Origin of the sequence: Nocardia grenadensis NBRC 108939, assembly GCF_001613445.1 — a bacterium.
Lineage (GTDB): Bacteria > Actinomycetota > Actinomycetes > Mycobacteriales > Mycobacteriaceae > Nocardia > Nocardia grenadensis.
Genome location: NZ_BDCJ01000040.1, coordinates 1 through 19348 on the forward strand (window position 1 = coordinate 1; position 19348 = coordinate 19348).

A 19348-nucleotide genomic window follows, 5' to 3' on the forward strand; every position below is an offset into this window, starting at 1 on the left:
ATCCGGGCGACCGACTTATCGACGTAGTCCTTGGCTGCGGGTGTGAGATCCCAAGTGCCGTCTTCGATAGACCCCGTGTAGGCCAGCTCCCCGAACATCAGAACGACGGCACTGATGATTGAGCCGATGTCGGTCCAATTCAGTTCTTCGAGGTTGACCTCGGTCACTGGACCTCCATTTTGGTGATTACGCTGAGCCCGTGGCGGTACTGCCAGTCCGGATGGATGACCTCCAGCGGAATGTCCTGCGAGCTCTTGCCGAAGAAGTCACTGATCTCGAACGCTTTTCGGATCGCGTCGTTGACGTCCCGGTAGAGCCCTACCCTCTCGTTGGCCGGCGCATCCCGTTCGAGCAGCCATGCGTACTCAGCCATCGATCCACTTCGCTTTCAGTGCGTCGTAGTGCTCCCGTGCCAGCCGCTCGGCCTCGTCCTTGTCCAGCGATTCGATGGTGATGGACCAGGTGTTCGGTTCACGCTCAGGCTGCGGGGCGAAGACCTCCTGGTAGAAGACGCCCTTCATGGTGAGCAGTTCCCTGTAGGTCAAGGGCTTCTGGTTGGAATAGTCGTAGGTGAAAATATGCTCGACCTCGATGCTCGGATAGCGCTCCGGATCGAAATTGCCGTCTTCCGCCCAGTACGTCCGCTCGCTGGTGTAGATACCCTCGCTGTTCTCCCTACCGTCGTGATGCAGGGCCATCTGGGATGTGAAGACGGTCCAGTGCTCCGGAATCTCGTCCAGCACCTCGAACGTCTGCACATCCCCATCGGAACCCAGCAGCCGGGCGTACTCCTTGGCCTTCTTCTTGTCGGGCATGATCGCGATGGACTGGATCTCGTTGTAGCCGTAGTCTTTGACGACCAGGTATGCCTTCTTCATATCTTGTCCTTTGGTTTGCAGTCAAAGAGGAGACCGTGCTCCCGGATACAGAAGCGCCAGCCTCGGATGTCGATCAGCAGGCGCGTTCCGCATTCCGGGCAGTCGGTCACGGCTCGTCCTTCTTCATGAGCGATTCGACGCCCATCCAGTTCTCGTTGGTCGGGCCGATGTCGTGCCAGTAGCCGTCCGGGCCCAGCCTGCGGGTAGTCGTGCTGCCGTCCGACCGGGTTGCCGTCACAGTGACGTTTGGATTGATGGTCACCGAGCCGATATTCAGGGCTGCGACCGATGACTCATCCGCATGGAGGACGACGAGTCGAGATCTGGGGGGATGTGGAGTGGGTTTGACCTGGCCGCCGGCGGGAATCTGCATGTTCCGGATATGTCGCCAGGTTCGCCAGAGGCGTTTGAGTTGCTTCATGCCCTCTCCTTCGCTTTCGCGCGGTAATAGTCCCGGCATCCTCTTCCGTGGGCGGCAGTACACCCCGCGCAGCGACATCCGTAATTTCGATAGCCGTTGGTGGTTCCGTGGCGCTCGACGATCGGGCTGTAGAACTTGCCGTCTACCTCGATGCGCTGATCCAGGCGGCGTTGACGGTTTGTGATGCACCGCTCTCTGTGGGCGGCCTTGCACTCATCGCAGCGGCACCGGTGGCGGTTGTAGCCGTCGATGGTTCCGTGTCTCACGAGTCCTCCTCATGGCTCAGGATTTCGAGGATCTGCTCCTGCATCTGCGAGAACCCCATGCCAGCGCATTGCCAGTGCTCCAGCTGGTCCCACCCGAACGCCTTGATGACCTGCTCGCCCTCCTGGAACGGCCCCCCGCAGAACGAGCAGGTGGTGGAGTAGACGACCGGGATTCCCGGCAATTCCTCGCTCATGTCCAGTCCTCGTACGGCAGCGGCTCCTTGCCCATGTGCTCGAAGGCCATCCGGTAGAGCTCTTTCATCAGGAGCGCGTGCAGCTGAAAGTACCGGACACCACAGATGTGCAGGTAGCCCAGGTTGTCCTCCGCGTCACCGAATACGAAGTGGGAGCACGAATCCCATTTGATCGTCGCGGTGAGGTAGCGCTCTATGTACTCTTCGACCGGGGTTCCGTCGTCCTCCCAGGCGCCTATGCTCTCGACCAGGCAGTGCCACAGTGATTCGGTTTCCGGTGGGCTCGTGGTCGTCACCCGGAAGTTCGGCCATTCGGATCCGTCCAGACTGAGGTATTCGACCTGGTCAGACATCGTTCTTCTCCTTCTCGATCTGCTCCTGAACCCAGCGCAGCGGGACCGGTGTCAGATCGTGAGCGTCTACTCCTACATGCAGCTGCCGGCCTCGGACCTGCCTAGAACTGTGCGTGTGCCCATGGATCAGCCAGCGGCCCGTGTCGGCCATCCGGTACTCGGGGTAGCGCAGCGTTTCGGTGTGGTCGCCGTCCGGGCCTGCGTAGGGGAAGTGGCTGATCAGTACCCGGTGACCGAGGATTTTGATGACGGCCGTTTCCATGGTGGCCTCGAAGACCTCCAGGTAGGGTCGCTGCCATTTGTGCGCCTGGGAGTGGTGACCGTGGCCCGGGTCGTGATTGCCCCAGATCAGGATCTTCCTACCCGGACGCTGCTTCGCCCAGGCCAACCCTCGCTGCTCATGTCCGCGCTGTCCGGTCAGATCTCCGCCCAGGTAGACCCGATCGTTCGGCTTGACAACCTCGTCCCAGCGGCGAGCCAGTTCTGCATCGTGTTCCTCGGCGGAATCGAATCCCCGCAGCCGGAAGACCTTCTCGTGACCTCCGACGTGCTGATCTGATGTAAACCAGATTCCGGTCAACTCGCTGCTCCTTCCAGGTAGGGATCCGGTTGCCAGTCGACGGGCCGGCCGAGTGATGCCATGGTGATCTCGTCGACCTCTTCGTAGGCATTGCAGACCCACGCGGCGGCCTGATCCCAGCTGTAACCGAGCACATCCCGCGCGAAGCGGAAGTCGTATTTCCAGTCCGGAGCCTTCTTGGGTGGCTGGCTTTTGCGCCACGACTCCACCCGGGCATTGCTGCACGCCTTGCAGTTGGCCTGAGCGGAAACCTGGCCGCTCTTGCGAGTTCGCCGAGAGAATGCGATGGCCGGCTTGGTCTCTCCGCACTTGCTGCAACGGTATTCGCGGCTGAGGTCGTAGAGTCGGTCGCTCATGCCGCCACCAACGGATCCGGCTCCCACGACTTGGCGGGGTCGACACTGCGGACGATCGTGTCCTGGGCCTGATTCCGATACCCGCCGGACACCCACTCCAGCGCCTTCTCCGGACCGAACCCCAAGATCTCCCGCGCGAAGGCGTAGTCGTACTGGATGTCGTCGACCGGAACATCATGCTGAAGCGGCCGGCACTCCAGGCATATGTACTGCTTGGCGTACCAGCGGCTCTCGCCGAATTCGGCCTTCGGGGTCAGGCGCTGGCACTCGATGCAGTGGTGTTCGGTGAGCGATGACTTCTGCTTGACCGCTCCCCGGCAATATCCGCAGCGAGCGTCAGGGTCGGGAGAGTCGAACAGTCGCCGAGCGCGCCGACGATCGCACTGCGGGCACCAGCGCAGGTTCCGTTTCGACCAGGCCGCCTTCTGCACTGCTGTGCAGCTCTTGCAGGTGTTGCGGCCTTTTCGGTAGCTGGACACCGGGAAGGACTGTTCGCACTTGATGCAGCGCCGCAGTGGGTCAAATTCGCTTGGCTCGCTCACGGCGCTCCTCCGTAATTCCGATCGAGAACATAGCCTTGGCCGCTTCCTTGCACCAGGCGATATCGTCCGAGCTCTGCATCTGTGCTTCCAGCTCCCGGATGACCTTTTCCAGCTCGCCCCGGGCATTGGAGCGTTGAGCTGTCATCACCAGGTCGCGCATGGGATCGCTGGTCTTGGGCTGCCAAATGTCGTTGAGCATCATCCGGCCGTGGTAGGCGTCGCGCAGATCCCGTTTCTTACCGGACGCCCGCAACCCGGGAGGCAGTGACATCTCCTTGGCCTTGATCATGACGGCCTGCTGCTGTTGCGGGGTCAGCTCGTCCTGACGGGAATACCACTGGGGCAGGCCGCTACTGCTGGGCATCGATAGTTCCTTCCGGCAGGTTGGTCAGGAGGTACTCGAACTCGTCGGTCAGTTTGCGGCGCAGTGTCTGCTTGCCCTGGTCGTCCGGGAACTCGATGATCCAGTCCGGATTCCCGAGAGGATGTTCACCCGTTTCCAGGAGCTTCACTGCCAGGAAGGCCAGCTGGTCGGCGATGTCTCTCATGGCATGGTCCCCAGGTCGGCGAAGAGTGGCGGTTCGGGAGCGGTATAGATCCACATCTCCAAGCGGTTTTCGTGCTCGGTCTCGAAGCGGAGGAGGGTCCACGGCAGGTTTGGTCGCTGCTCTCGCAGGTGCTGCCAGTGCGCATGGGCCCGCTCGTACATCGGTGACCGGCCGTAGAGGTTGCCCTGGACCGTGTATTCGGTGTCGGTGCCGGTCACATCCCCCATGAGCATCACGACGTAGTAGGGGTAGGTCACGATGCCGCCTCGATCGCCTTGGTCAGCACGGTCATCACGTCGGCCTGGGTGGTTTCGTCCGCGTCATTGAAGCTGTAGACAATGCCCTCCACCCTGGGCTTTCCGAACTTTGCGGCGTGACTCTCGTAGAACTCCTCCAGCACCGGATCGCCCTTGATGATGATGTCGGCGACCGCTTCCACTTCCGGGCTGTGCTCGTAGGGGTCGTGGGGCGCCTTCATGATCTCGGCCCCGCATACCCCCGTCCGTGCGGAGTAGATAGCGCCGAGCAGGCAGTACGAGTCGGTTTCCTCATCGAAGGACGACTCCTTGCACCAGCCTTCGGTTTCCAAGATCTCCTGGGCCTTGATCAGGTTGTCTTTGACGCTCATTCGCCGGCCGCCTCGATCGCCTTGGCCAGGACTCGAACCACGTCGGCCTGCTGGGTGTCGGGGTTGTCGTTGAAGCGGTAGACCTGATCAGCCAGATACTCGCCATCCCCCCTGCCCGGGAACTCCGTAGCCGCGACCTCGGCCACCAGCTCGACTTCGGGCGTGACGTTGTAGGCGCTGTCCGTGTGGTAGTGGTAATGCCAGTCCTGGAATTCCCTGCCCCGGAGTCCGGTGCGAGCCGCAGCTATGGCGCCCAGAAGGCAGTAGCAGCCACTGTCGTATACGTTCCCCTTGGCCCAGCCCGCGTTGACGAGCTCCAGTGCGGTGGTCAGGTTAGCTTTGATGCTCATTTTTCAGTCCATTCCTTGGTAGTAGCAGTCCGCGTGGAATTCCCTATCGCCCACTTCGGCGACTTCGTCATCGCGGAATATGGTGTCGCCGCAGATATCACAGGTGGCCTTCACTCGGCGGCCTGGCGCTGCGGCTTGTACAGATGGCGGACGATGAACCAGGTCGTATCTTCGTCGTCGGCCTCAAGCCACCAGGAACCGTCTTGGACCTTTCGATCCCAGGTCAGATTCCCCTTGTCGCCCAGTCCGGCTTTGACGTAGCCCATCGCGCACTCGATAGTCGGGAATACGGCCTCTACGTATGGGCGGTCGTAGCCGGGTTCGGCCTTTTCGAGGGTGTAATGGTATTTCGGGTTGCGGTACATCACGCTTCCTCTGCCAGTTCGATGGCCCGTTCGAAAACCGCCTTCACTTCGGGCCAGGTGTGCGAGTCGTTGAATTCGGTGATCAGGTCGTCGTGGTCCGGGCTGTATTTCCAATTGCGAGCTACGAATTCCGGATAGATATCCTCGATGGCATCGGCCAATGCGACCACAGCGATCAGGCCATTGAGCTCCTCCTGTACGGAATCAGCCATGACAGAGTCGCCGCTTTCGTCCCAAGCTTCTTGCTCCCAGACTTCCTCGAACCCGGCCTCGGCAATCGCCCCCAATGAGCAGTAGCAGCCGTCAGGGGTCTTGAATGATCCGGTGGTCCAGCGTTCGCCGTTCTCGCCGAAGAGATTCAGGGCCTCGCGGAGAATGTTGTCGATCATTTCGCTTCCTTCGTGTGTGGACGGTCGTCGAATTCGGGGAAACGGTCCATGAAGACCAGGAGGGCGTTGGCGTGGAAATTGACTGCGGCCATATGCGGCGTTCCGGTCTCGGGGTCGAAGTCCTCACCGCTCCAGAAAGCCCAGGCGTGCCGCATCATCGCGCTGAACGACTTCGACCACTCGTAACCCTTGAGCCACTGGTGGTCGTCGTATTTGAGGGCGCCCTTGCCGTAGTGTTCGGCTACCGCGAAAAGGGCCTGCGGCGGGATCAGGTCGAATCGAGCCGGCTTCACGCCCTTCTGGCCGCCGGTAGAGCTTGTGGTGCGGACCTCGCTGACGGGCTTCTCTCGCTGAGGCAGGGGCCGACCCTTCGCCTGGGCTTCCTGAACGGCCTTCTGGTGCGCCAGCTCCTGTTCCAGGGAGTAGACGTGAAATTCGTCATCGTCCATGCCTGTGCCACCCCAGCCGCCCGTTGTTGCGATATGGCGAACCGCATCGAGCTCAGGGGAGGGCTTTGTCATATCGATCCGCATGCCGTCACGCAGAATGGGCCAGCGAAAATCCCCATGACTCCAGATGGACGAGTGGTTCCCTGGGTCGTGCTCGTCGATGTCCTGCTCGCATCGCAGGGTGTGGCCATTCCAGGTGAAGTTGCTTTCGCTCAGGCATTGACTCATGTGTTTCTCCGGTGATAGTTGGGGCACGTAATTCCGTGGCGTGCGTAGACCGGCAGCCCCATCCGGCGGGCATCGAAAAGTGCTGGACCCTGGATGTACATGGCGTTTCCGTTGAGAATCAGGGTGTTGCCATGCTCGGGGTTTGGGGCTGCGTCGAAGAGTTGTGCGTAGCCGGCGGGGAGGTGGGCTTCGATGACAGGGCGGTCGCACTTCGGGCAGGTCAACTTCCGACCACAACAAACAGCGCGATGAAGAGCACTGCGACCACAGCTCCCGTCAGCACTCCCGAGAAGAAAACAAATTCGTCGGTGTCCATGAATATCTCCTTTGTGTGTGATTGCGTTTGGAGTGGAAATTGGAGTCCCCATTCGGGCATGACTCGACGCCGCCTTTAAGCGGGATGGGGACGGTTGGGAGGACTAGCCTCGGTTGAATGCCTGGTAGGCCAGAGTTACATCGGTGTTGAAGTCATCGCGTTCTCGATAGGCAACGGCCAGCTCTTCTTGGAGCCGAATGACTCGTGCCTGCGCATCTGTGACTTCCTTGTGCGCATCGGTCAGCTGTTCGTTGATGCGCGCGATCTTGGCGTCGGCGGGATTCACTGCTGAGCCTGCTGAGCCTGAAGAGCTGCCAGGGCGGCCAGAGCGGCAGCGAGCTCCGGGGTCTGTTCGCCTGTCTGGCCGGCAGCCGGTGCAGCAGCGGTGGACGGAGTCGAAGCAGTAGCCGGAGCTGACACCTCGGGAGCCGACAGAGCGACATCAGCGGCCCGGGTGTAGACCACCTTGAAATCCTTCTTGTCCATCTTGCCCTTGCCCGGAACGTCGGCGACGTAGGTGATGTCCAGCCGCCCACCGAATTCCGGACCCGTGAGACCGACCGACTTCAGCTCCCGGGAGACCAGGCCCTTCAAGTGGGGGGAGAACTCGACCTTGCGGGTGCCGTCGTCGCCATCCTTCTCCGGGTCGCGCAGCGCGGTCTCCAGGGTGACGACGTAGGCCATCTTCGGCTTGCCGTCGTCGTAGTAGTCGGGGATCTGGGTGCCGAACTTGTTCTTGTGCTTCAGCTCCTTGCCGACGACGACTCCGGTGACACGAGCGCCGATCTTGTCGAACTTGAACCAGTTGCCCCCACCACCCATGAGGAAGGCATCGGGATCGACGGGGGTGTTCTGCTGCTGCGGGTTGGTCATGTGTGTGTTCTCCTGTTGTTGGGGTTACTTGGTGGGACGCCGTTGTCCCTGGTTGTTGGCTTTGGGTCACCAATCGGGGTGCCAGCGGATCGTGTAGTACTTGCCATCGGGGGCTTCGGCTTCCCAGGCGTGATCTCCCCAAACGGGCTTGAACTCCAGCGAGCTCTTGCTGTGGATGTTCGCTACGACTACCGCATCGTCGAAGGTGTCGAACGGGTTGGCGTACGCGGAAGCCGACGACTCGTCAGGACAGTGGATGGTGTATTTGCCGACCACTACTTCCTCTTGTGCTTGACGACGGGGACTTTCCACCACCAGGGCAGGTCGTCGGAGTAGGCCCAGTTCTTCACCTGAATCCCAGCTCCGGCTTCTCGGCGGTCACCAGGGATTTGAGCTCGGCCGCCAGGAACCCCGAGTGAGGCGCCAGCGTGTCCTGATTCCACAGGTAGATCCTCTCCAGCCGGCCTCGGAATTCGTCCCGCTCCGACTCGATGTCTTTCTTGGTGGGTTTCTTCTTCTTGCTCAATCGGCCTCGTTCCAAGCGCGCTCGATCTGCCCCCAGGCGTAGGCGAAGGCTTCTGGCTGGCTGCGGAAAGATCGCCCTGAATGAGTCCTCGGTTCCCAGTCGTAAGGCCAGCCGCAGCTCTTCTGCCATTTCTCGGCTCGCCACCAGCCAGGAAGGACCCGATCAACTCTCCAGCGCATCGAACCGCCCTCTACGTGTCTTCCCATGCCACTCCCAGAGCCATGAGCGCCTGCCTCGTTTCTTCGTCGAGCCGATCGTTCTCTCGCCGGCCCACGCAGAACTCCATGGCAACCTGATCGGACAGCTGCTGGATATGGGCGATCGCCTGCTCCCGGGTCATCGGTGGGACCTCGATCGGCGGTTCGGGTTCGGGAGGGGGCGGCTGCGGTATCGAAACCTCCTCGCCGTTGATCACCAGCCGCACGCCGGCGAGTTCGAGTTTCGCCATGTCACCCCTTTCCTGGGCACTGGTAACCGTTTTCGACGATGGGTGACCACCAGCCGCAGGTGCGCTCGCAGTCGTCGTCGGGAGCCATCGGGACCTGGGGGAAGCCGGCGGGGTTCTGTTCCAGGTTCAGCTCGTCGATCAGGCGGTCCACGTCATCGAGGCGGGTCAGGATCTCGTCGACCAGCTCATCGGAGTACGGCTCCCGCCACAGGTGCATCTGGCGCAGGGTCCCCGTCCGGCTGACGAAAATGATCCCCACGTGACTGACCGGGAAGCCCATGTTCTTGTAACCCCGGCCGTAGAGGTGCGCTTGGCCGCGATAGGTGGGGCTCGGGCCGTGGGCGACGTAGTGCTTGTAGCGGGTCACCCCGGGGAACTTCCAGTCGAGCACCGTATGGGTCCGCAGGTCGTAGAGATCCGCAGTACCCGACAGGCCCGGCCGATTCGACTCCGGTGGCCGGACTGTCACTCTCGACTCGGGGATCCAGCGCATATTGCCTTCACCAAGAGCGTCGTTGGCCGATCGGGCTGCTTCCTCCATGACCGTGTGGGCTCCGGTGCCGATCATGGCTGCCAGGGGGTCGTCGTAGCTGTTGGCGCCGCGCTCGGTGGTGGTGAGGTTGGCTTTGCGGCTGGCGACCGTGGCGTGGGCGAGCTTTCGCATGCAGGGATGTCCGACCTCCGAGGGGCCGAGTGTCCGCTGCTGTGACCGTGGGCGATTCTTCTCTGCGTCCAAAAGCATTTGCTTCAGGTCGTTGAGAAGATCTTCGTTATCGATGCCCGCAACATCGAGGAAGTCATCCGGCGTCACTCGGCTTCCTTGTAGTAGTCCGCGATTCGGCCCTTGTAGAGCAGATCTGTGACGTCATCAGCGCGCTCGTAGCGAGAGAGGTCGGGCAGTGTCAGCACCCCCAGCACCAGGTTGTGATCGGCGTAGTAGGCTAACGCGCTGTAGCGAACCAGCAGATCGACGACTTCCCTGTTCTCGATGTCATCGGTGAGCGTGAAGAATTCGCTATCGAACTTGGCCATCAGCTCTTCTAGACGGGCGAGCTCTTCTTCGCTGCCGTCGACCTGAAGCCACCAATTCCAGGTTTCGCCTTCGTGGTCGTTGTTCTCGATAAGCCGGCGGAATTTCATACTTTTGCCTCCTCGGTGGCTATTGCCTTGTCATACAGGGCCAGGACTTCCTCTTTGGTGCGGCCTTTGGCGTCGTTCCACTGGGCGATCGGGTGGGGGCTCAGCTCGGACTCGTCGTAGTTGCCGGCCGGAAGTTCGACCCAGAGGGCGTGGATGGCGGTCCTGTAGTCGATATGGCTGATCAGCTGCATATTGATGGCACCCATGGCGCAGAAGCCCTGGTGGGGTCGAAACATCATGCCCTGTATCCAGCCATGTTTTTCGAGTAGATCTTTGCCCTGCTTGAGGGTTTTCAGGACAGACTTCACCTGTCTTCTCCTTACCTTGAATAGCGGCAGCCGCAATTAAAGGTTGACGGCTGAAAATTGAATGAGGGTCTCGGAATGCACTTGAAAGCCCGCGAATATCAGCGAGCCGGTGCCCAACGGCCTTACACCCCCGCATTCCGATGTTGCCGGCCGTCGACCCTCGGGTTTATGTGGCCTTGGCCTTCTCGCGCATGAGCTTCAGGTAGTGGACCAGCGGCTCGTAGTCCTCGAAGCTCATCCCCAGCTCGTAGGCGACTCGATACTCCAGCTTGGCACCTCGTGACTCATCCCAGCCTGGCAGTAGCACGATCGAGTCGCAGTCGAGCAGCTTCTTCAGGTCCCGCCGCAGGTACCAGGACCAATCTTCGGAACCCGGCACGTGCCCCGGATCGTCCAGCTCGGCGGGGTTGACCACATTCAGGCCCAGGTCTCGAAGCTCTGCGGCGGCAGCATGGAAGGCGGGGAAGTTCCACTCGGGATAGCCAGACATCGGGCCGGCCAGGTAGACTTTGCTCATCCGATCCACACCCGCTTCCCATCCGCGCCTACTTCAACCTCGACGTCCGTGATCTCGTCACTGAATCCCGGGTTGTAGCAGGTGGCCTCCAGATCGCCGTCTTCGGCCAGGATGTCGACCAGCCGCTTGATGATTTCCGTTATGGTCATTACTGCCCCTCGAAAAGCCAGTAGGAGAGCAGGATTACGGCCACGATCAGGAACACTGCGGTGTAAGCGCTCATGGCCAGTCGATCCGTTCGTAGTCGGGATGGGCTTTCCACTGCTCGGCGATGATCTTGAGGGTTTCGTGCAGGCCGGGAAGTAGTCTGAGGTCGCGGCGGATATCGACCTGAGCCTCCAGCCGGGAGACGATGTCGACGTAGCGCTTGATGACGGCCTGGGTGACCTTCTCGAACTTGGTGCCCGAGTACTGGGTTTCCTCGGCCAAGCGCGCCTGGATGAACTGCTGCGGGAGGATCGTCGGCTGCTCGAACCACTCGGGACGGAGCGTTTTCAGATGATTGACCAGCTGAGAAGCGGTGACGGTGGCCTCCGTGAAGCTTACGTTGGATTCGAAAAGATCCCGGATGTCCCGATAGAGCTGATTCTCGTCGAGTGCCATCAGAGATGCTTTCCGTTGTGTCTAAAACCCCTGGTCTCGTTGTAGGCCATCTTGGCGAAGAGCTCGTCGATGACCGGAATACCGAACTCGTGCGCGGTGTCCAGGATCCGGATGATGGTGTCGGCCAACTCACTGGCTACGCCTTCGGGCTTTCCGGCCTCGGTGGTCCAGATCTTGCGGACGTCGCCGGTATCGCGGAAAGCCTCCAGGGCCTCGGACAGTTCGGAATGGGCCAGCGCGATCTCGTCTCCGAAGGTGCGGCCGTCGTGCCAACCGTGCTGTTCGGCGATCGAGTGGACCTGGTTCTGGAGTTCGAGCAGGGATGAGCGAAGGCGGGTTTCGTTCATGGTGGGTTTCTCCTAGCAGTTCGGGCGCCGGTGGAATGCGCCGTGGTTGTGCAGGATGTGAGCGATGATGTTGCCGAGCTGGATGTGGGAGACCTCTATGCCCGGGGTTTCTTCGATGCCTTGGATGACCGCAGCGACCGTGGCAGCAATGACGCCGAAGTCTGTGGCTTCACTGGTTCGGGTCCATGTGCCCCATTCGGAGAGAAGGTCTTCGTGGTCGGCATAGATCCCCAGGTCCGGGCTATCGGGGCTCATCGGTGGTGCCGGCATTCTCCAGCTTCGCGATGGTGCGGTCGACCAGATCCAGAACTGCTTCGGGGCCGTCGCCGAATCTGCTCATGTGGGTGTCGTTGAAGCTGTAGAGGTTCTTGTACATAAGAGCGCTTCGGCGCAATGGCAGCTGCTCATCCAAGGCGGCGAATTCCGGCCAGTCGTTGGTGTTGCGGCCGTAGGGACTGCGGGGGTCGTCGCCGTTGATCTCCTCCAGCGCTTCGCCGAAGAGATCGAACTTGGCCGCAGCTACAGCGCCGATCAGGCAGTACTTGCCGGTATAGGAGTTGTAAGCATCGCCGTCGCCGATGCCGTGTTCTGCCAGCAGCCCTCTTGCTGCCTTGAGGTTTTGAATCGTGGTTTTCATGAATTACTCCTCTGAGAGTTCCTTGAATCTCCGGTCGCTGACGGCCTGATTGCCGCCATGGGCCGCGATATAGGGAAGGCGGGACTGCTGCGCTTTCTCCTGGTAGGCCAGGACGGTCCGGGCGGCTTTGTAGTCCTCGCCGATGGGGGTGAGTTTGCCGAGTAGCTGGAGTTCGGCCATGGCATCGCGGTACCGGTCGACGACTTCCTGGGCTGCTTCCTGGGCGGCGGCCGGCAGGGGAGGGCAGTAGTCGGGCAGGGGATAAGGGGCTTCTTCGCGGATTTGAACGACTGTTTTGACTTCCTTGCCGTCCGGCCCCTTCTCCTTGACCGTCTTCGTCCCGACCTTGACGACCACTGCCTGCCGATCGGGCCGGAGCACCCAGACTGAATTTGGACGCGGGCCGGGAGCGAAGACCTCTCCGTTGACCTCCTGGCCGTCTGTGTTGATGTACTTCACCAGTCCTCCGGGGCGACCTCGACGAAATCGACGAAGAGACCGTCTATTCGGGATTCGATCTTTGTTGCCAGATGGCTCAGCGCGTAACTGGAGACGTTTTCGAGCATGTGCATGTATTTGCTGTGGTGAATGACGTCTGGGCCAGTGATGCGTAGGTAATAGAGCCCGCCTCGTCCTCGGCAATACTCGACCTTGTACGCCTTCATGTCACATCCACCAGAATTCGTTGTCGTCGTATTTCTCGGCGTCGTACTCGTCCCAGAGCTGATTCCATTCCTCCTCTGACATGAAGCCCCGGTGCGAGCCGTCATGGGGATTGGTCATGCCACAAGCTCCGCGTATTTGTCGGTGATCAGCGCGGGCAGTTCGTAGCCGTCCACCTCGGCCCAGTTGGTCACCAGCTTGAGGATGGTCTCCAGGCTGTTGTCGCCGTCGTAGAGGGAATCACCCCTGACCAGGTCCAGACCCAGCAATTCACTGGAGGCCGCATCGATGTAGCGCTGGCGGCCGTTGAGGATACAGTCGGTGGTTGCCCAGTGATCTCCCTCGAACACCGGCTCCGCGCCGGCCAGCCTGGTCACCCATCCCGCGACGCAGAATGCTGTACCGCAGTCGGTCTTCGCGGCGTAGTAGCTCTGGTTCCAGGTTTCGGGATGCAGGATGATCTGGACAACGGCGTCGGCGAGCAGCGGCCAGTTCTTGATGATGGGCATCAGAAGTGCTCCTTTTCCGTGGTCAATGTGTATTCGGCGAGTCTCTGAATGGCCCGGTCGACGATGTCCCAGTCCCAGTAGCGCCGGCCGAGTTCGAGATTGGTGAGGATGGTGCGGAGTTCGGGATCCATTACGAGATGACCTCCTTGAACGGGCCCTCGTCGTCGTATGCGGCGGTATGACTGACAGATCGCCACTCGGAGCCGTAGTACTCGAAACCCCAATCCCTGCCCCGATGCGACCAAACGTTGTCCTCCGCGTCCTCGTAGGTCTTGGTGACGTCGGCCTCATCCAGGGATTCGATCAGGCCCTCTTTGGCGTTCTTTCGCTGCCGTTTGAGCTCATCCCAGACGGTCTTGAGGATGGTGCGTTCGAGCTCGTCGTAATCGATCACGGGAACAGCTCCTTTGCCAGGACTTCGACCAGGTGATCGGAATGGGCGATGGCGCGCAGCTCAGAGATATCCCGGTAGTCGTTCTCGCCTCGCTGTTCCGGATAGCTCTTGTGCCCGCATTTGCAGGTGTCCGGGGTGGTGGGCGACATGCCGTAGTTCTCGATTGCATGGGCTGCGAACAGGTCCCGAAGTGCCGTGTAGATCATTCGGCATCCTCGGGACCTGTTCGGAGCAGTAACGTGCGAAGCAGCTCCATGGCCTGCGCCTCGGTGAATCCCGCCTGCTTGTATGCGGTGAACAGCTCGAATTGGCCGTTGGCGGCTACTCGGAGGTCGGCGTGAACTTCTCTCGGTCCGCCGGGTGTGCGAAATATGGTCGGATCGAAGGCGTCCGGTGGCATGAGATCTCCTCAGATGTGGATGTGGTAGGTGACGGAGACGTTGATCGCGAGCATGTAGGCCCGGAGCTGCGCCAACGTCGGCTGGAATGTGGGATCTTCGATATCTCGGACCCAGGCGGCCGTTGTTCCGAGCTTCTCGGCGACCTGTTCCCGGGTGAGATCGGATGCCTGCCGGGCCGCGACCAGGTTCTTGCGAAAGTCCAGCTCGGCCTTGATGAGGCTCTTGGCCAGGTCGGGCTCCCGGAACAGCAGCCCGCGAATCATGGGTGCTCGGCCTTAAACTCGTCATTCGGAACCACGCGGACCCGGCCCTGCTGCGCCACAACCAGCCAGTCGCCGATGCGCACTTCATACTCATCAAAACGGAATGTGCTGACGAACAGAGGCGGGAGTCCCATATCGGCGGAGCCGGGCAGCTGGCGGTCGCTGTCGAAGCGGAAGGGGACTCCTCGGCTGCCGAGCCATTTGGCCGCGAGCTGCATTTCTTCCCAGGTCGGGCCCCAGCGGACAGCTTCTACGTCACGGTCGACGAGCTGGCGGTAGGTCTTCGGCTTGTTCATAGCCCTCACTGGGCGCCTCCTGTGAGAATGGGGGTGAGTGCGGTGATCAGGTTCTGCTTCATCGAGGCGATCAAGATGTGAATCGGGACCTGCTCGATTACTCCGGCGTTATGAGCCGCGAACGACCGGGCCGGAGTGAGGACGTCGATGCCCCGAATGTCCTCGCGCAGGGTGGAGACGAATGTGCGCAGAGCCGGCCGGGGATCGTCGAGAGTGACGATGGTGGACAGTTCGCCGTAGAGGACCAGGCCGATTGTTCTTAGCTGTCCGTACGGTGGATGGCGGTCGGCCTGAGCCAGGGGGGAGACGCCGTTGCGGATGATTTGATCCAGAGCGTCGGCGATGGTCACTCGTCGTCTCCGACCAGGAACACCGCTTCGGTCGAGGTCTCGATCATGTAGCTCTCGGACTGTGTGGGGTTCTCGGCCCGAAAGCGCTTGGAGTCGAAGCGTCGGCCGCTGGAGCGTTGGACCGTGAACACCGGCTTACCCTCGATGGTCGCAGTGGTGGCCTTGAATCCTTCGAGGAGCTTCTCCTTGGCCTGAGCTTCGCGCTCTTTGTACTTGGCGATCTGGGCTCGGGCGTCGGCCAGGACTTTGACCCAGTGCTTCAGGTCGCCTACGTCCTGGGTGTCGGACATGTCGATATCGCGTTTCACTGCATTCCTTTCAATCGTTTGGCCAGGCGCCTGAGTTCGGCGTAGGCATGTTGATTCCGGCCATCGAGACCCAGTGGGATGCCGGCGTAGATGAGGTGACTGGCGCCTGTACGGACCGCGAAGTCGGCACATTGGGCCTTGACCGGGCAGCCGGAGCACCTCTCGATGGCCGCTCGCCGGCGCTGAAGTGGGGGAGTGCGGGGCAGCGTTTTGGGATCCCAGAGGTCGGGGTCGCCCCTTCCGCACTTGGCCTCTTCCATCCATTTCTCTGGGACTAAGCCGACAAGGGCGTCTGGTTGGGCCACAAAACCTCCATTGCTCGTTCGCCGATGTATTGGCTGTAGGCAGGAGGGATCGCCTCTGCTATTTCCTTACGGACGTCGGTCCAGTCGATCCCCATGGCCTTTTGCCACTCCGCGACCGTCCCCTTGCCGCCGCCCTCCCCGTGGACAGCGAAGTAGGGTCCGTCGCGCCAGACCTTGTGCCGGCAGCCCCGGACGTAGCCGCGATGTTTCGGATGGGGTGGATTCGGTGTCGACCAGCCGCCCAGCTCGAAAATGCGATGTCGGATCACCGCCAGGCCGAACATCTCGCCGCAGAGCATGAGGTCTCGCCTGATCGGTGCGCTGGAGACGTTTTCGATGACGTAGGGTCGGCCGGTTGCTTCGAGCGCCTCGCGGGTCTGGGGGATAAGCTGGGGATGTTCGCGGCCGATCTCGGTGTTGCGCTTCTTGTTGGTCCCCTTGGTGAGGGTGGTACTGGCCTGGCAGGGCGGGCTGGCGTGGATGAAGTCGAACTCGTGGCCGTACCGGCGGATGAACTCGATGGCGTCGCCCTGGACAAAGTCGAACTGATAGCGGGGCTGTCCTACGATGTCGACCCCCACAATCTCGTCGAACCCGGAGCGGTTGTAGCCGACGCTTGCCGCCCCCGAGCAGCAGAAGGCGTCCAGAAGTCTTGGCATGGTCTTTCCGTTCAGGCGGGCTGGAGGATAGAGAGGAGGCGCTTCACGGCCTTATCACCAGTGGGATCGGAGTGGAGCCGCAAATCCCCTGCAACACCGTCGTGTACGAGTTCTTGCTCCGTAATCCACAGGTAGGCAACGTCTTTGCACTTGCGGTTGGAGAGCTCGACGCCGTGCTGCTGTGCCACCTCCGATACCCACTTCCGGACTTCTATGAAGCTGTACAAGGGCATGACGAATAGACCTCCGAACCGGGTGGTTGCCGCCAAGGACAGCGGACTTAGGGGAACGAGGCATCGCTGAAGACACCTCGGAATTACGAGAAAGAGGAAAGAAGAAGAGCGTCAGGCGTTTTCGACAGCGCTGATCAGGTGTGCCCGCAGTTCGGGGCGCTTGCGAGTGAGGTCGACCAGGTGGTCAACGAGGGAATCGAGCAGGTCGGCGGGCATGGGGCCCAGGTCGGGAAGATCGGCGGGATCGATGTACATGTCAGATCCCCAGCTTGTGACGGAAGAGGCCCAGAACCTTGGTCAGCAGCTCGTTCGAAGCCTGTCGGTGGCCCCTCTCCAACATGGACCAGTAGGCGTCGGAGACTCCGACAAGGCCCGCGATCTCGACCTGTGTGAGGTCAAGCGCAGTACGGATCTGGGACAAATCTAATGTAACAGAAACGGTCGAACACACTTTCGGTTTGGCCGCTCGACGGGCTTCGATCCCCGCTCTGACCAGGTTCGGTGTGGTGGGCATGTGAAGAACACTAGACTTGTCCGTGGTTAAGTCCAAGGCAAATCTGTGGTTAAGTCTGGTCCGTTATGAATCCGTTGCTTAGTGAAGGTTAAAGCCCAGGTCAAAGGGTCTCAAGTGAGACAAATCTGACCTCTTGTGAGGTAACCCTTGTGCCATCAGACTTAACCTGAGTAGCCTTGAGGCATGACAGAGCAGTATCACCCCCATGCCCAGGCGATCGGCCAACTCCTCAAGGAGCGCCGTGTTGCCCTGGGTTTGAAGCAAGCCGACATGCTGGGCGTCGGGGGCCCGAGCAAGCCGACTATTTCCGCCTGGGAGCGGGGCAAGATCCCGACGACCCCGAATCAGGGCACCCTCAGGGCATTCGATGCTGCTTTGCAATGGAAGGAGGGCGAGACGCGGCGACTCCTGGACGAGGGGATCACCCAGCCGCAGCCGGCCATTCAAGATCTCGACCTGAGCGAAGTCATCGACGCACTCGGGACGATCATGCGTGACACCTGGAGTTACCACGAGGGGGTGAAAGGCAGCGCGGACCTCTCGCCGGAGCTGGAGCAGCTGGGCAGAGGGGTAGTGGCGCGCTCGGCCGACCTTTTTCGAAAATTAATCGAGCAGCAGGCCAGTCCTCCAACTGAAGACAAGCCCGAAGCAGGGACCTCTGGTAGCCACCGAGCACCAGGGGTCCCTTCTCGTAGGGGCTAATAAAAGGGAAACTAGTCCGTTTTAAACAAGAAAAAGACCCCCGGCCGCCTATCAGCAGGGCGAAACCGGGGGTCTTTGGTGTGGTTGGTCAGGGTCGGTCGAACTCGCCGTCTTTCGCGCCGGCCAGGAAGGCATCCCACTCGCCGGGCGTGAAGACCAGTGCGGGGCCGGTGGGGTTCTTCGAGTCGCGCACGCCGACAAACCCCTGGTCCAGGTGAGCGGCCTCAACGCAATCCCGACCCCCGCCGCTCTTGGTGCTCTTGAACCACCGCGCGCCGGACAGGTCCATCATTTCATCTCCTTCATTGCTTTCAGCATCAGTTCTTGAGATGCCACCGTGGAACACGCTACACGTCGTATGCGCTCCGCCTCGCCCTTGTACCGATCCACGTCCTCACCGCGCTCTATGTACAGATCCCCCGATAGCAGCTCGGAATAGGCCACTGGTGGCTCCTGGAGCCTGCTGGAAGGTAGGGGCGGGAAGCTGAACAGGACAAAGCTCTTCGCGAGTAATCCGACCGGACTCGCCTCGCTGAAGGGGACGATTCTGATGTCGACCCCCGGCGCCTCGGATCTGTCTATCAGGTGCTGGAGCTGCGTAGACATAACCCCCGGCCCTCCGACCTGATACCTGATCACGGCCTCACTCAGCAGCAGCTCGAAGTGAAACCTGGGGCGATCCAGGAGGGTCTGTCGTTTCATGATCACATCCAGCCCGCGCTCGATCTCCTCGGTTGGCACAGTCGGATTCAGGCTCCAGTCGATGGCTCGGCGATAATCGCGCGTCTGTAGCAGTCCGGGGATTACGGTCGTCTGCCACGAGGTGACCCAATCCGCCGCTTCCTCCAGGGCCAGGTAGTGATCGAACCCTGACGCCATGGCGTCCGCGTAAGTGCGCCACCAGCTTCCACCCGGGGCGGTTGAGGTGCGGATCTCCTGGGCCAGCTCCAGCAGGATTCTGCGCTCCTCGTCGGTAGCCCCGTAGGCGTTGGCGAGCGTGTTGAGCAGCATGTCAGTGACTTTGGTGATCCGACCATCTTCGAGCCGGCCGTAGGTCTGTGGGCTGGTCTCCGCGATGCGTGCGGCGTCGGCCTGGTTGATGCGGTTGCGCTCGCGCAGTGTCCGCAGTTGCCGCCCCAAAGCCCTTCTCGGAAGGGTAGATCCAGTGGCCATGTCGTTACCTTTGCTAACCGGATTGATGGAATATGGAGGCTTCCGTGAAGGGTTTCCCCGGATTCGTCCATGGAATCTCCACCGTAGCGCTTTCAAATCACTTGCGGGAGGCGTCTACTGAGTGGGCACCCGGTGCAGGACAGTCTCTCGGCCGCTACCGAGGGAGCATCGACCGGCGGGGCAGGAGAACCCGTAGGCCGGTGGTCCGATCTGTCAGAAGCAAGTGAACATGTCGATGCTGACGCCATGTCGCTTCTTGGACCCTGCACCGGGTGCTCACCAAGACTAGTAGTCAGGGGAGCAGGAGATGCCCATA

Annotated in this window: 48 protein-coding genes; 1 reads left to right on the forward strand and 47 read right to left on the reverse strand. The window is 61.0% G+C overall.

What is annotated here, in order from left to right; all coding sequences use genetic code 11:
* Nucleotides 1–163 precede the first annotated feature (163 nt).
* The 45 genes from NGR01S_RS28290 to NGR01S_RS30635 all read right to left on the reverse strand — a co-directional run bounded on the left by NGR01S_RS28290 (nt 164) and on the right by NGR01S_RS30635 (nt 17157).
* Nucleotides 164–373, reverse strand: coding sequence for a hypothetical protein (locus tag NGR01S_RS28290; RefSeq protein WP_063042211.1), 210 nt, complete (start codon nt 371–373; stop codon nt 164–166).
* Nucleotides 366–878 carry a hypothetical protein gene (locus tag NGR01S_RS28295; RefSeq protein ID WP_063042213.1) on the reverse strand — a complete coding sequence of 171 codons (513 nt, stop codon included), beginning with the start codon at nt 876–878 and terminating at the stop codon, nt 366–368. Before NGR01S_RS28295 ends, NGR01S_RS28290 begins: the two co-directional genes overlap by 8 nt.
* A gap of 106 nt (nt 879–984) precedes the next feature.
* Nucleotides 985–1299, reverse strand: a complete 315-nt coding sequence (locus NGR01S_RS31335) for a hypothetical protein (RefSeq protein ID WP_063045477.1) — start codon at nt 1297–1299, stop codon at nt 985–987.
* A gap of 262 nt (nt 1300–1561) precedes the next feature.
* Nucleotides 1562–1759, reverse strand: a complete 198-nt coding sequence (locus NGR01S_RS28300) for a hypothetical protein (protein WP_063042215.1) — start codon at nt 1757–1759, stop codon at nt 1562–1564.
* Nucleotides 1756–2112, reverse strand: coding sequence for a hypothetical protein (locus NGR01S_RS28305; protein WP_063042216.1), 357 nt, complete (start codon nt 2110–2112; stop codon nt 1756–1758). Before NGR01S_RS28305 ends, NGR01S_RS28300 begins: the two co-directional genes overlap by 4 nt.
* On the reverse strand, nt 2105–2692 hold the full coding sequence (locus tag NGR01S_RS31690; RefSeq protein ID WP_063042218.1) for a metallophosphoesterase family protein: 588 nt from the start codon (nt 2690–2692) through the stop codon (nt 2105–2107). The genes NGR01S_RS28305 and NGR01S_RS31690 overlap by 8 nt, the downstream gene beginning before the upstream one ends.
* Nucleotides 2689–3048: a hypothetical protein gene (locus NGR01S_RS31695; protein WP_063042220.1), complete on the reverse strand. Its 360-nt coding sequence runs from the start codon at nt 3046–3048 to the stop codon at nt 2689–2691. Before NGR01S_RS31695 ends, NGR01S_RS31690 begins: the two co-directional genes overlap by 4 nt.
* Nucleotides 3045–3527, reverse strand: coding sequence for a hypothetical protein (locus NGR01S_RS31700; protein ID WP_169811984.1), 483 nt, complete (start codon nt 3525–3527; stop codon nt 3045–3047). Before NGR01S_RS31700 ends, NGR01S_RS31695 begins: the two co-directional genes overlap by 4 nt.
* Before the next feature lie 40 nt (nt 3528–3567).
* Nucleotides 3568–3954: a hypothetical protein gene (locus NGR01S_RS28325; protein ID WP_063042224.1), complete on the reverse strand. Its 387-nt coding sequence runs from the start codon at nt 3952–3954 to the stop codon at nt 3568–3570.
* A complete protein-coding gene (locus NGR01S_RS28330; protein ID WP_063042226.1) occupies nt 3941–4138 on the reverse strand; it encodes a hypothetical protein in 198 nt (65 codons plus the stop codon). Before NGR01S_RS28330 ends, NGR01S_RS28325 begins: the two co-directional genes overlap by 14 nt.
* Nucleotides 4135–4395 (reverse strand): hypothetical protein, encoded by a 261-nt coding sequence (locus NGR01S_RS28335; RefSeq protein ID WP_063042228.1) that lies wholly within the window; start codon nt 4393–4395, stop codon nt 4135–4137. Before NGR01S_RS28335 ends, NGR01S_RS28330 begins: the two co-directional genes overlap by 4 nt.
* Nucleotides 4392–4766 (reverse strand): DUF6197 family protein, encoded by a 375-nt coding sequence (locus tag NGR01S_RS28340; protein ID WP_063042230.1) that lies wholly within the window; start codon nt 4764–4766, stop codon nt 4392–4394. The genes NGR01S_RS28335 and NGR01S_RS28340 overlap by 4 nt, the downstream gene beginning before the upstream one ends.
* The gene (locus NGR01S_RS28345; RefSeq protein WP_063042232.1) at nt 4763–5116 is read right to left on the reverse strand and encodes a DUF6197 family protein; all 354 of its coding nucleotides are present in this window, start codon (nt 5114–5116) and stop codon (nt 4763–4765) included. Before NGR01S_RS28345 ends, NGR01S_RS28340 begins: the two co-directional genes overlap by 4 nt.
* A 110-nt stretch (nt 5117–5226) precedes the next feature.
* Nucleotides 5227–5481 (reverse strand): hypothetical protein, encoded by a 255-nt coding sequence (locus NGR01S_RS28350; protein WP_063042234.1) that lies wholly within the window; start codon nt 5479–5481, stop codon nt 5227–5229.
* Complete coding sequence (locus NGR01S_RS28355; RefSeq protein ID WP_063042236.1) at nt 5481–5870, reverse strand: DUF6197 family protein; 390 nt, start codon at nt 5868–5870, stop codon at nt 5481–5483. Before NGR01S_RS28355 ends, NGR01S_RS28350 begins: the two co-directional genes overlap by 1 nt.
* On the reverse strand, nt 5867–6547 hold the full coding sequence (locus tag NGR01S_RS28360) for a dATP/dGTP diphosphohydrolase domain-containing protein (RefSeq protein WP_063042238.1): 681 nt from the start codon (nt 6545–6547) through the stop codon (nt 5867–5869). Before NGR01S_RS28360 ends, NGR01S_RS28355 begins: the two co-directional genes overlap by 4 nt.
* A 419-nt stretch (nt 6548–6966) precedes the next feature.
* Nucleotides 6967–7149, reverse strand: coding sequence for a hypothetical protein (locus NGR01S_RS28365; protein ID WP_063042240.1), 183 nt, complete (start codon nt 7147–7149; stop codon nt 6967–6969).
* Nucleotides 7146–7736, reverse strand: a complete 591-nt coding sequence (locus NGR01S_RS28370) for a hypothetical protein (protein ID WP_063042242.1) — start codon at nt 7734–7736, stop codon at nt 7146–7148. The genes NGR01S_RS28365 and NGR01S_RS28370 overlap by 4 nt, the downstream gene beginning before the upstream one ends.
* A 66-nt stretch (nt 7737–7802) precedes the next feature.
* Nucleotides 7803–8012 (reverse strand): hypothetical protein, encoded by a 210-nt coding sequence (locus NGR01S_RS28375; protein WP_063042244.1) that lies wholly within the window; start codon nt 8010–8012, stop codon nt 7803–7805.
* Between the two features lie 70 nt (nt 8013–8082).
* Entirely contained in the window at nt 8083–8262 is a 180-nt protein-coding gene (locus NGR01S_RS28380; protein ID WP_063042246.1) for a hypothetical protein, read from the reverse strand.
* 190 nt (nt 8263–8452) lie between these two features.
* Complete coding sequence (locus NGR01S_RS28385; protein WP_063042248.1) at nt 8453–8710, reverse strand: hypothetical protein; 258 nt, start codon at nt 8708–8710, stop codon at nt 8453–8455.
* Nucleotide 8711: 1 nt separating this feature from the next.
* Nucleotides 8712–9521 carry a hypothetical protein gene (locus NGR01S_RS28390; RefSeq protein WP_063042250.1) on the reverse strand — a complete coding sequence of 270 codons (810 nt, stop codon included), beginning with the start codon at nt 9519–9521 and terminating at the stop codon, nt 8712–8714.
* Nucleotides 9518–9850 carry a hypothetical protein gene (locus tag NGR01S_RS28395; RefSeq protein WP_063042252.1) on the reverse strand — a complete coding sequence of 111 codons (333 nt, stop codon included), beginning with the start codon at nt 9848–9850 and terminating at the stop codon, nt 9518–9520. Before NGR01S_RS28395 ends, NGR01S_RS28390 begins: the two co-directional genes overlap by 4 nt.
* Nucleotides 9847–10158 carry a DUF6197 family protein gene (locus tag NGR01S_RS28400; protein ID WP_156511136.1) on the reverse strand — a complete coding sequence of 104 codons (312 nt, stop codon included), beginning with the start codon at nt 10156–10158 and terminating at the stop codon, nt 9847–9849. The genes NGR01S_RS28395 and NGR01S_RS28400 overlap by 4 nt, the downstream gene beginning before the upstream one ends.
* Before the next feature lie 166 nt (nt 10159–10324).
* Complete coding sequence (locus tag NGR01S_RS28405) at nt 10325–10675, reverse strand: DUF4406 domain-containing protein (protein WP_063042293.1); 351 nt, start codon at nt 10673–10675, stop codon at nt 10325–10327.
* The gene (locus tag NGR01S_RS31345; RefSeq protein WP_156511137.1) at nt 10672–10824 is read right to left on the reverse strand and encodes a hypothetical protein; all 153 of its coding nucleotides are present in this window, start codon (nt 10822–10824) and stop codon (nt 10672–10674) included. The genes NGR01S_RS28405 and NGR01S_RS31345 overlap by 4 nt, the downstream gene beginning before the upstream one ends.
* A gap of 70 nt (nt 10825–10894) precedes the next feature.
* Entirely contained in the window at nt 10895–11278 is a 384-nt protein-coding gene (locus tag NGR01S_RS28410; protein ID WP_063042256.1) for a hypothetical protein, read from the reverse strand.
* The gene (locus NGR01S_RS28415) at nt 11278–11625 is read right to left on the reverse strand and encodes a nucleoside triphosphate pyrophosphohydrolase family protein (protein ID WP_063042258.1); all 348 of its coding nucleotides are present in this window, start codon (nt 11623–11625) and stop codon (nt 11278–11280) included. Before NGR01S_RS28415 ends, NGR01S_RS28410 begins: the two co-directional genes overlap by 1 nt.
* Nucleotides 11626–11637: 12 nt before the next feature.
* Complete coding sequence (locus NGR01S_RS28420) at nt 11638–11880, reverse strand: hypothetical protein (RefSeq protein WP_063042260.1); 243 nt, start codon at nt 11878–11880, stop codon at nt 11638–11640.
* Nucleotides 11867–12262, reverse strand: coding sequence for a DUF6197 family protein (locus NGR01S_RS28425; RefSeq protein ID WP_063042262.1), 396 nt, complete (start codon nt 12260–12262; stop codon nt 11867–11869). The genes NGR01S_RS28420 and NGR01S_RS28425 overlap by 14 nt, the downstream gene beginning before the upstream one ends.
* A gap of 3 nt (nt 12263–12265) precedes the next feature.
* Nucleotides 12266–12721, reverse strand: a complete 456-nt coding sequence (locus NGR01S_RS28430; RefSeq protein ID WP_063042264.1) for a hypothetical protein — start codon at nt 12719–12721, stop codon at nt 12266–12268.
* 320 nt (nt 12722–13041) lie between these two features.
* A complete protein-coding gene (locus NGR01S_RS28440) occupies nt 13042–13434 on the reverse strand; it encodes a hypothetical protein (protein ID WP_063042268.1) in 393 nt (130 codons plus the stop codon).
* Nucleotides 13434–13565, reverse strand: coding sequence for a hypothetical protein (locus NGR01S_RS32950; protein WP_281179819.1), 132 nt, complete (start codon nt 13563–13565; stop codon nt 13434–13436). Before NGR01S_RS32950 ends, NGR01S_RS28440 begins: the two co-directional genes overlap by 1 nt.
* The gene (locus tag NGR01S_RS28445; protein ID WP_063042270.1) at nt 13565–13828 is read right to left on the reverse strand and encodes a hypothetical protein; all 264 of its coding nucleotides are present in this window, start codon (nt 13826–13828) and stop codon (nt 13565–13567) included. The genes NGR01S_RS32950 and NGR01S_RS28445 overlap by 1 nt, the downstream gene beginning before the upstream one ends.
* A complete protein-coding gene (locus NGR01S_RS28450) occupies nt 13825–14034 on the reverse strand; it encodes a hypothetical protein (protein WP_063042272.1) in 210 nt (69 codons plus the stop codon). Before NGR01S_RS28450 ends, NGR01S_RS28445 begins: the two co-directional genes overlap by 4 nt.
* A complete protein-coding gene (locus NGR01S_RS28455; protein WP_063042274.1) occupies nt 14031–14228 on the reverse strand; it encodes a hypothetical protein in 198 nt (65 codons plus the stop codon). Before NGR01S_RS28455 ends, NGR01S_RS28450 begins: the two co-directional genes overlap by 4 nt.
* A 9-nt stretch (nt 14229–14237) precedes the next feature.
* Complete coding sequence (locus NGR01S_RS28460) at nt 14238–14492, reverse strand: helix-turn-helix domain-containing protein (protein ID WP_063042275.1); 255 nt, start codon at nt 14490–14492, stop codon at nt 14238–14240.
* Nucleotides 14489–14788: a hypothetical protein gene (locus NGR01S_RS28465; protein WP_156511138.1), complete on the reverse strand. Its 300-nt coding sequence runs from the start codon at nt 14786–14788 to the stop codon at nt 14489–14491. Before NGR01S_RS28465 ends, NGR01S_RS28460 begins: the two co-directional genes overlap by 4 nt.
* Nucleotides 14789–14793: 5 nt before the next feature.
* The gene (locus NGR01S_RS28470) at nt 14794–15138 is read right to left on the reverse strand and encodes a hypothetical protein (RefSeq protein WP_063042279.1); all 345 of its coding nucleotides are present in this window, start codon (nt 15136–15138) and stop codon (nt 14794–14796) included.
* Nucleotides 15135–15446: a hypothetical protein gene (locus NGR01S_RS28475; protein ID WP_063042281.1), complete on the reverse strand. Its 312-nt coding sequence runs from the start codon at nt 15444–15446 to the stop codon at nt 15135–15137. The genes NGR01S_RS28470 and NGR01S_RS28475 overlap by 4 nt, the downstream gene beginning before the upstream one ends.
* Nucleotides 15443–15706: a WhiB family transcriptional regulator gene (locus NGR01S_RS33295; protein WP_082853966.1), complete on the reverse strand. Its 264-nt coding sequence runs from the start codon at nt 15704–15706 to the stop codon at nt 15443–15445. Before NGR01S_RS33295 ends, NGR01S_RS28475 begins: the two co-directional genes overlap by 4 nt.
* A 14-nt stretch (nt 15707–15720) precedes the next feature.
* The gene (locus NGR01S_RS28480) at nt 15721–16410 is read right to left on the reverse strand and encodes a DNA cytosine methyltransferase (protein WP_063042283.1); all 690 of its coding nucleotides are present in this window, start codon (nt 16408–16410) and stop codon (nt 15721–15723) included.
* Between the two features lie 11 nt (nt 16411–16421).
* On the reverse strand, nt 16422–16643 hold the full coding sequence (locus NGR01S_RS28485) for a hypothetical protein (RefSeq protein WP_063042285.1): 222 nt from the start codon (nt 16641–16643) through the stop codon (nt 16422–16424).
* Between the two features lie 111 nt (nt 16644–16754).
* Nucleotides 16755–16898 (reverse strand): hypothetical protein, encoded by a 144-nt coding sequence (locus NGR01S_RS31350; protein ID WP_156511139.1) that lies wholly within the window; start codon nt 16896–16898, stop codon nt 16755–16757.
* Nucleotide 16899: 1 nt separating this feature from the next.
* Nucleotides 16900–17157: a helix-turn-helix transcriptional regulator gene (locus tag NGR01S_RS30635; protein WP_156511140.1), complete on the reverse strand. Its 258-nt coding sequence runs from the start codon at nt 17155–17157 to the stop codon at nt 16900–16902.
* 183 nt (nt 17158–17340) lie between these two features.
* Between NGR01S_RS30635 and NGR01S_RS28490 the strand changes: the two genes are divergently transcribed.
* Nucleotides 17341–17859, forward strand: coding sequence for a helix-turn-helix transcriptional regulator (locus NGR01S_RS28490; protein ID WP_063042287.1), 519 nt, complete (start codon nt 17341–17343; stop codon nt 17857–17859).
* Between the two features lie 88 nt (nt 17860–17947).
* Here NGR01S_RS28490 and NGR01S_RS28495 read toward each other — a convergent pair whose 3' ends face one another.
* Together NGR01S_RS28495 and NGR01S_RS28500 are read right to left on the reverse strand one after the other, a co-directional pair.
* The gene (locus tag NGR01S_RS28495; protein ID WP_063042289.1) at nt 17948–18151 is read right to left on the reverse strand and encodes a DUF397 domain-containing protein; all 204 of its coding nucleotides are present in this window, start codon (nt 18149–18151) and stop codon (nt 17948–17950) included.
* A complete protein-coding gene (locus NGR01S_RS28500; protein ID WP_082853968.1) occupies nt 18148–19032 on the reverse strand; it encodes a helix-turn-helix domain-containing protein in 885 nt (294 codons plus the stop codon). Before NGR01S_RS28500 ends, NGR01S_RS28495 begins: the two co-directional genes overlap by 4 nt.
* Nucleotides 19033–19348: the final 316 nt, after the last annotated feature.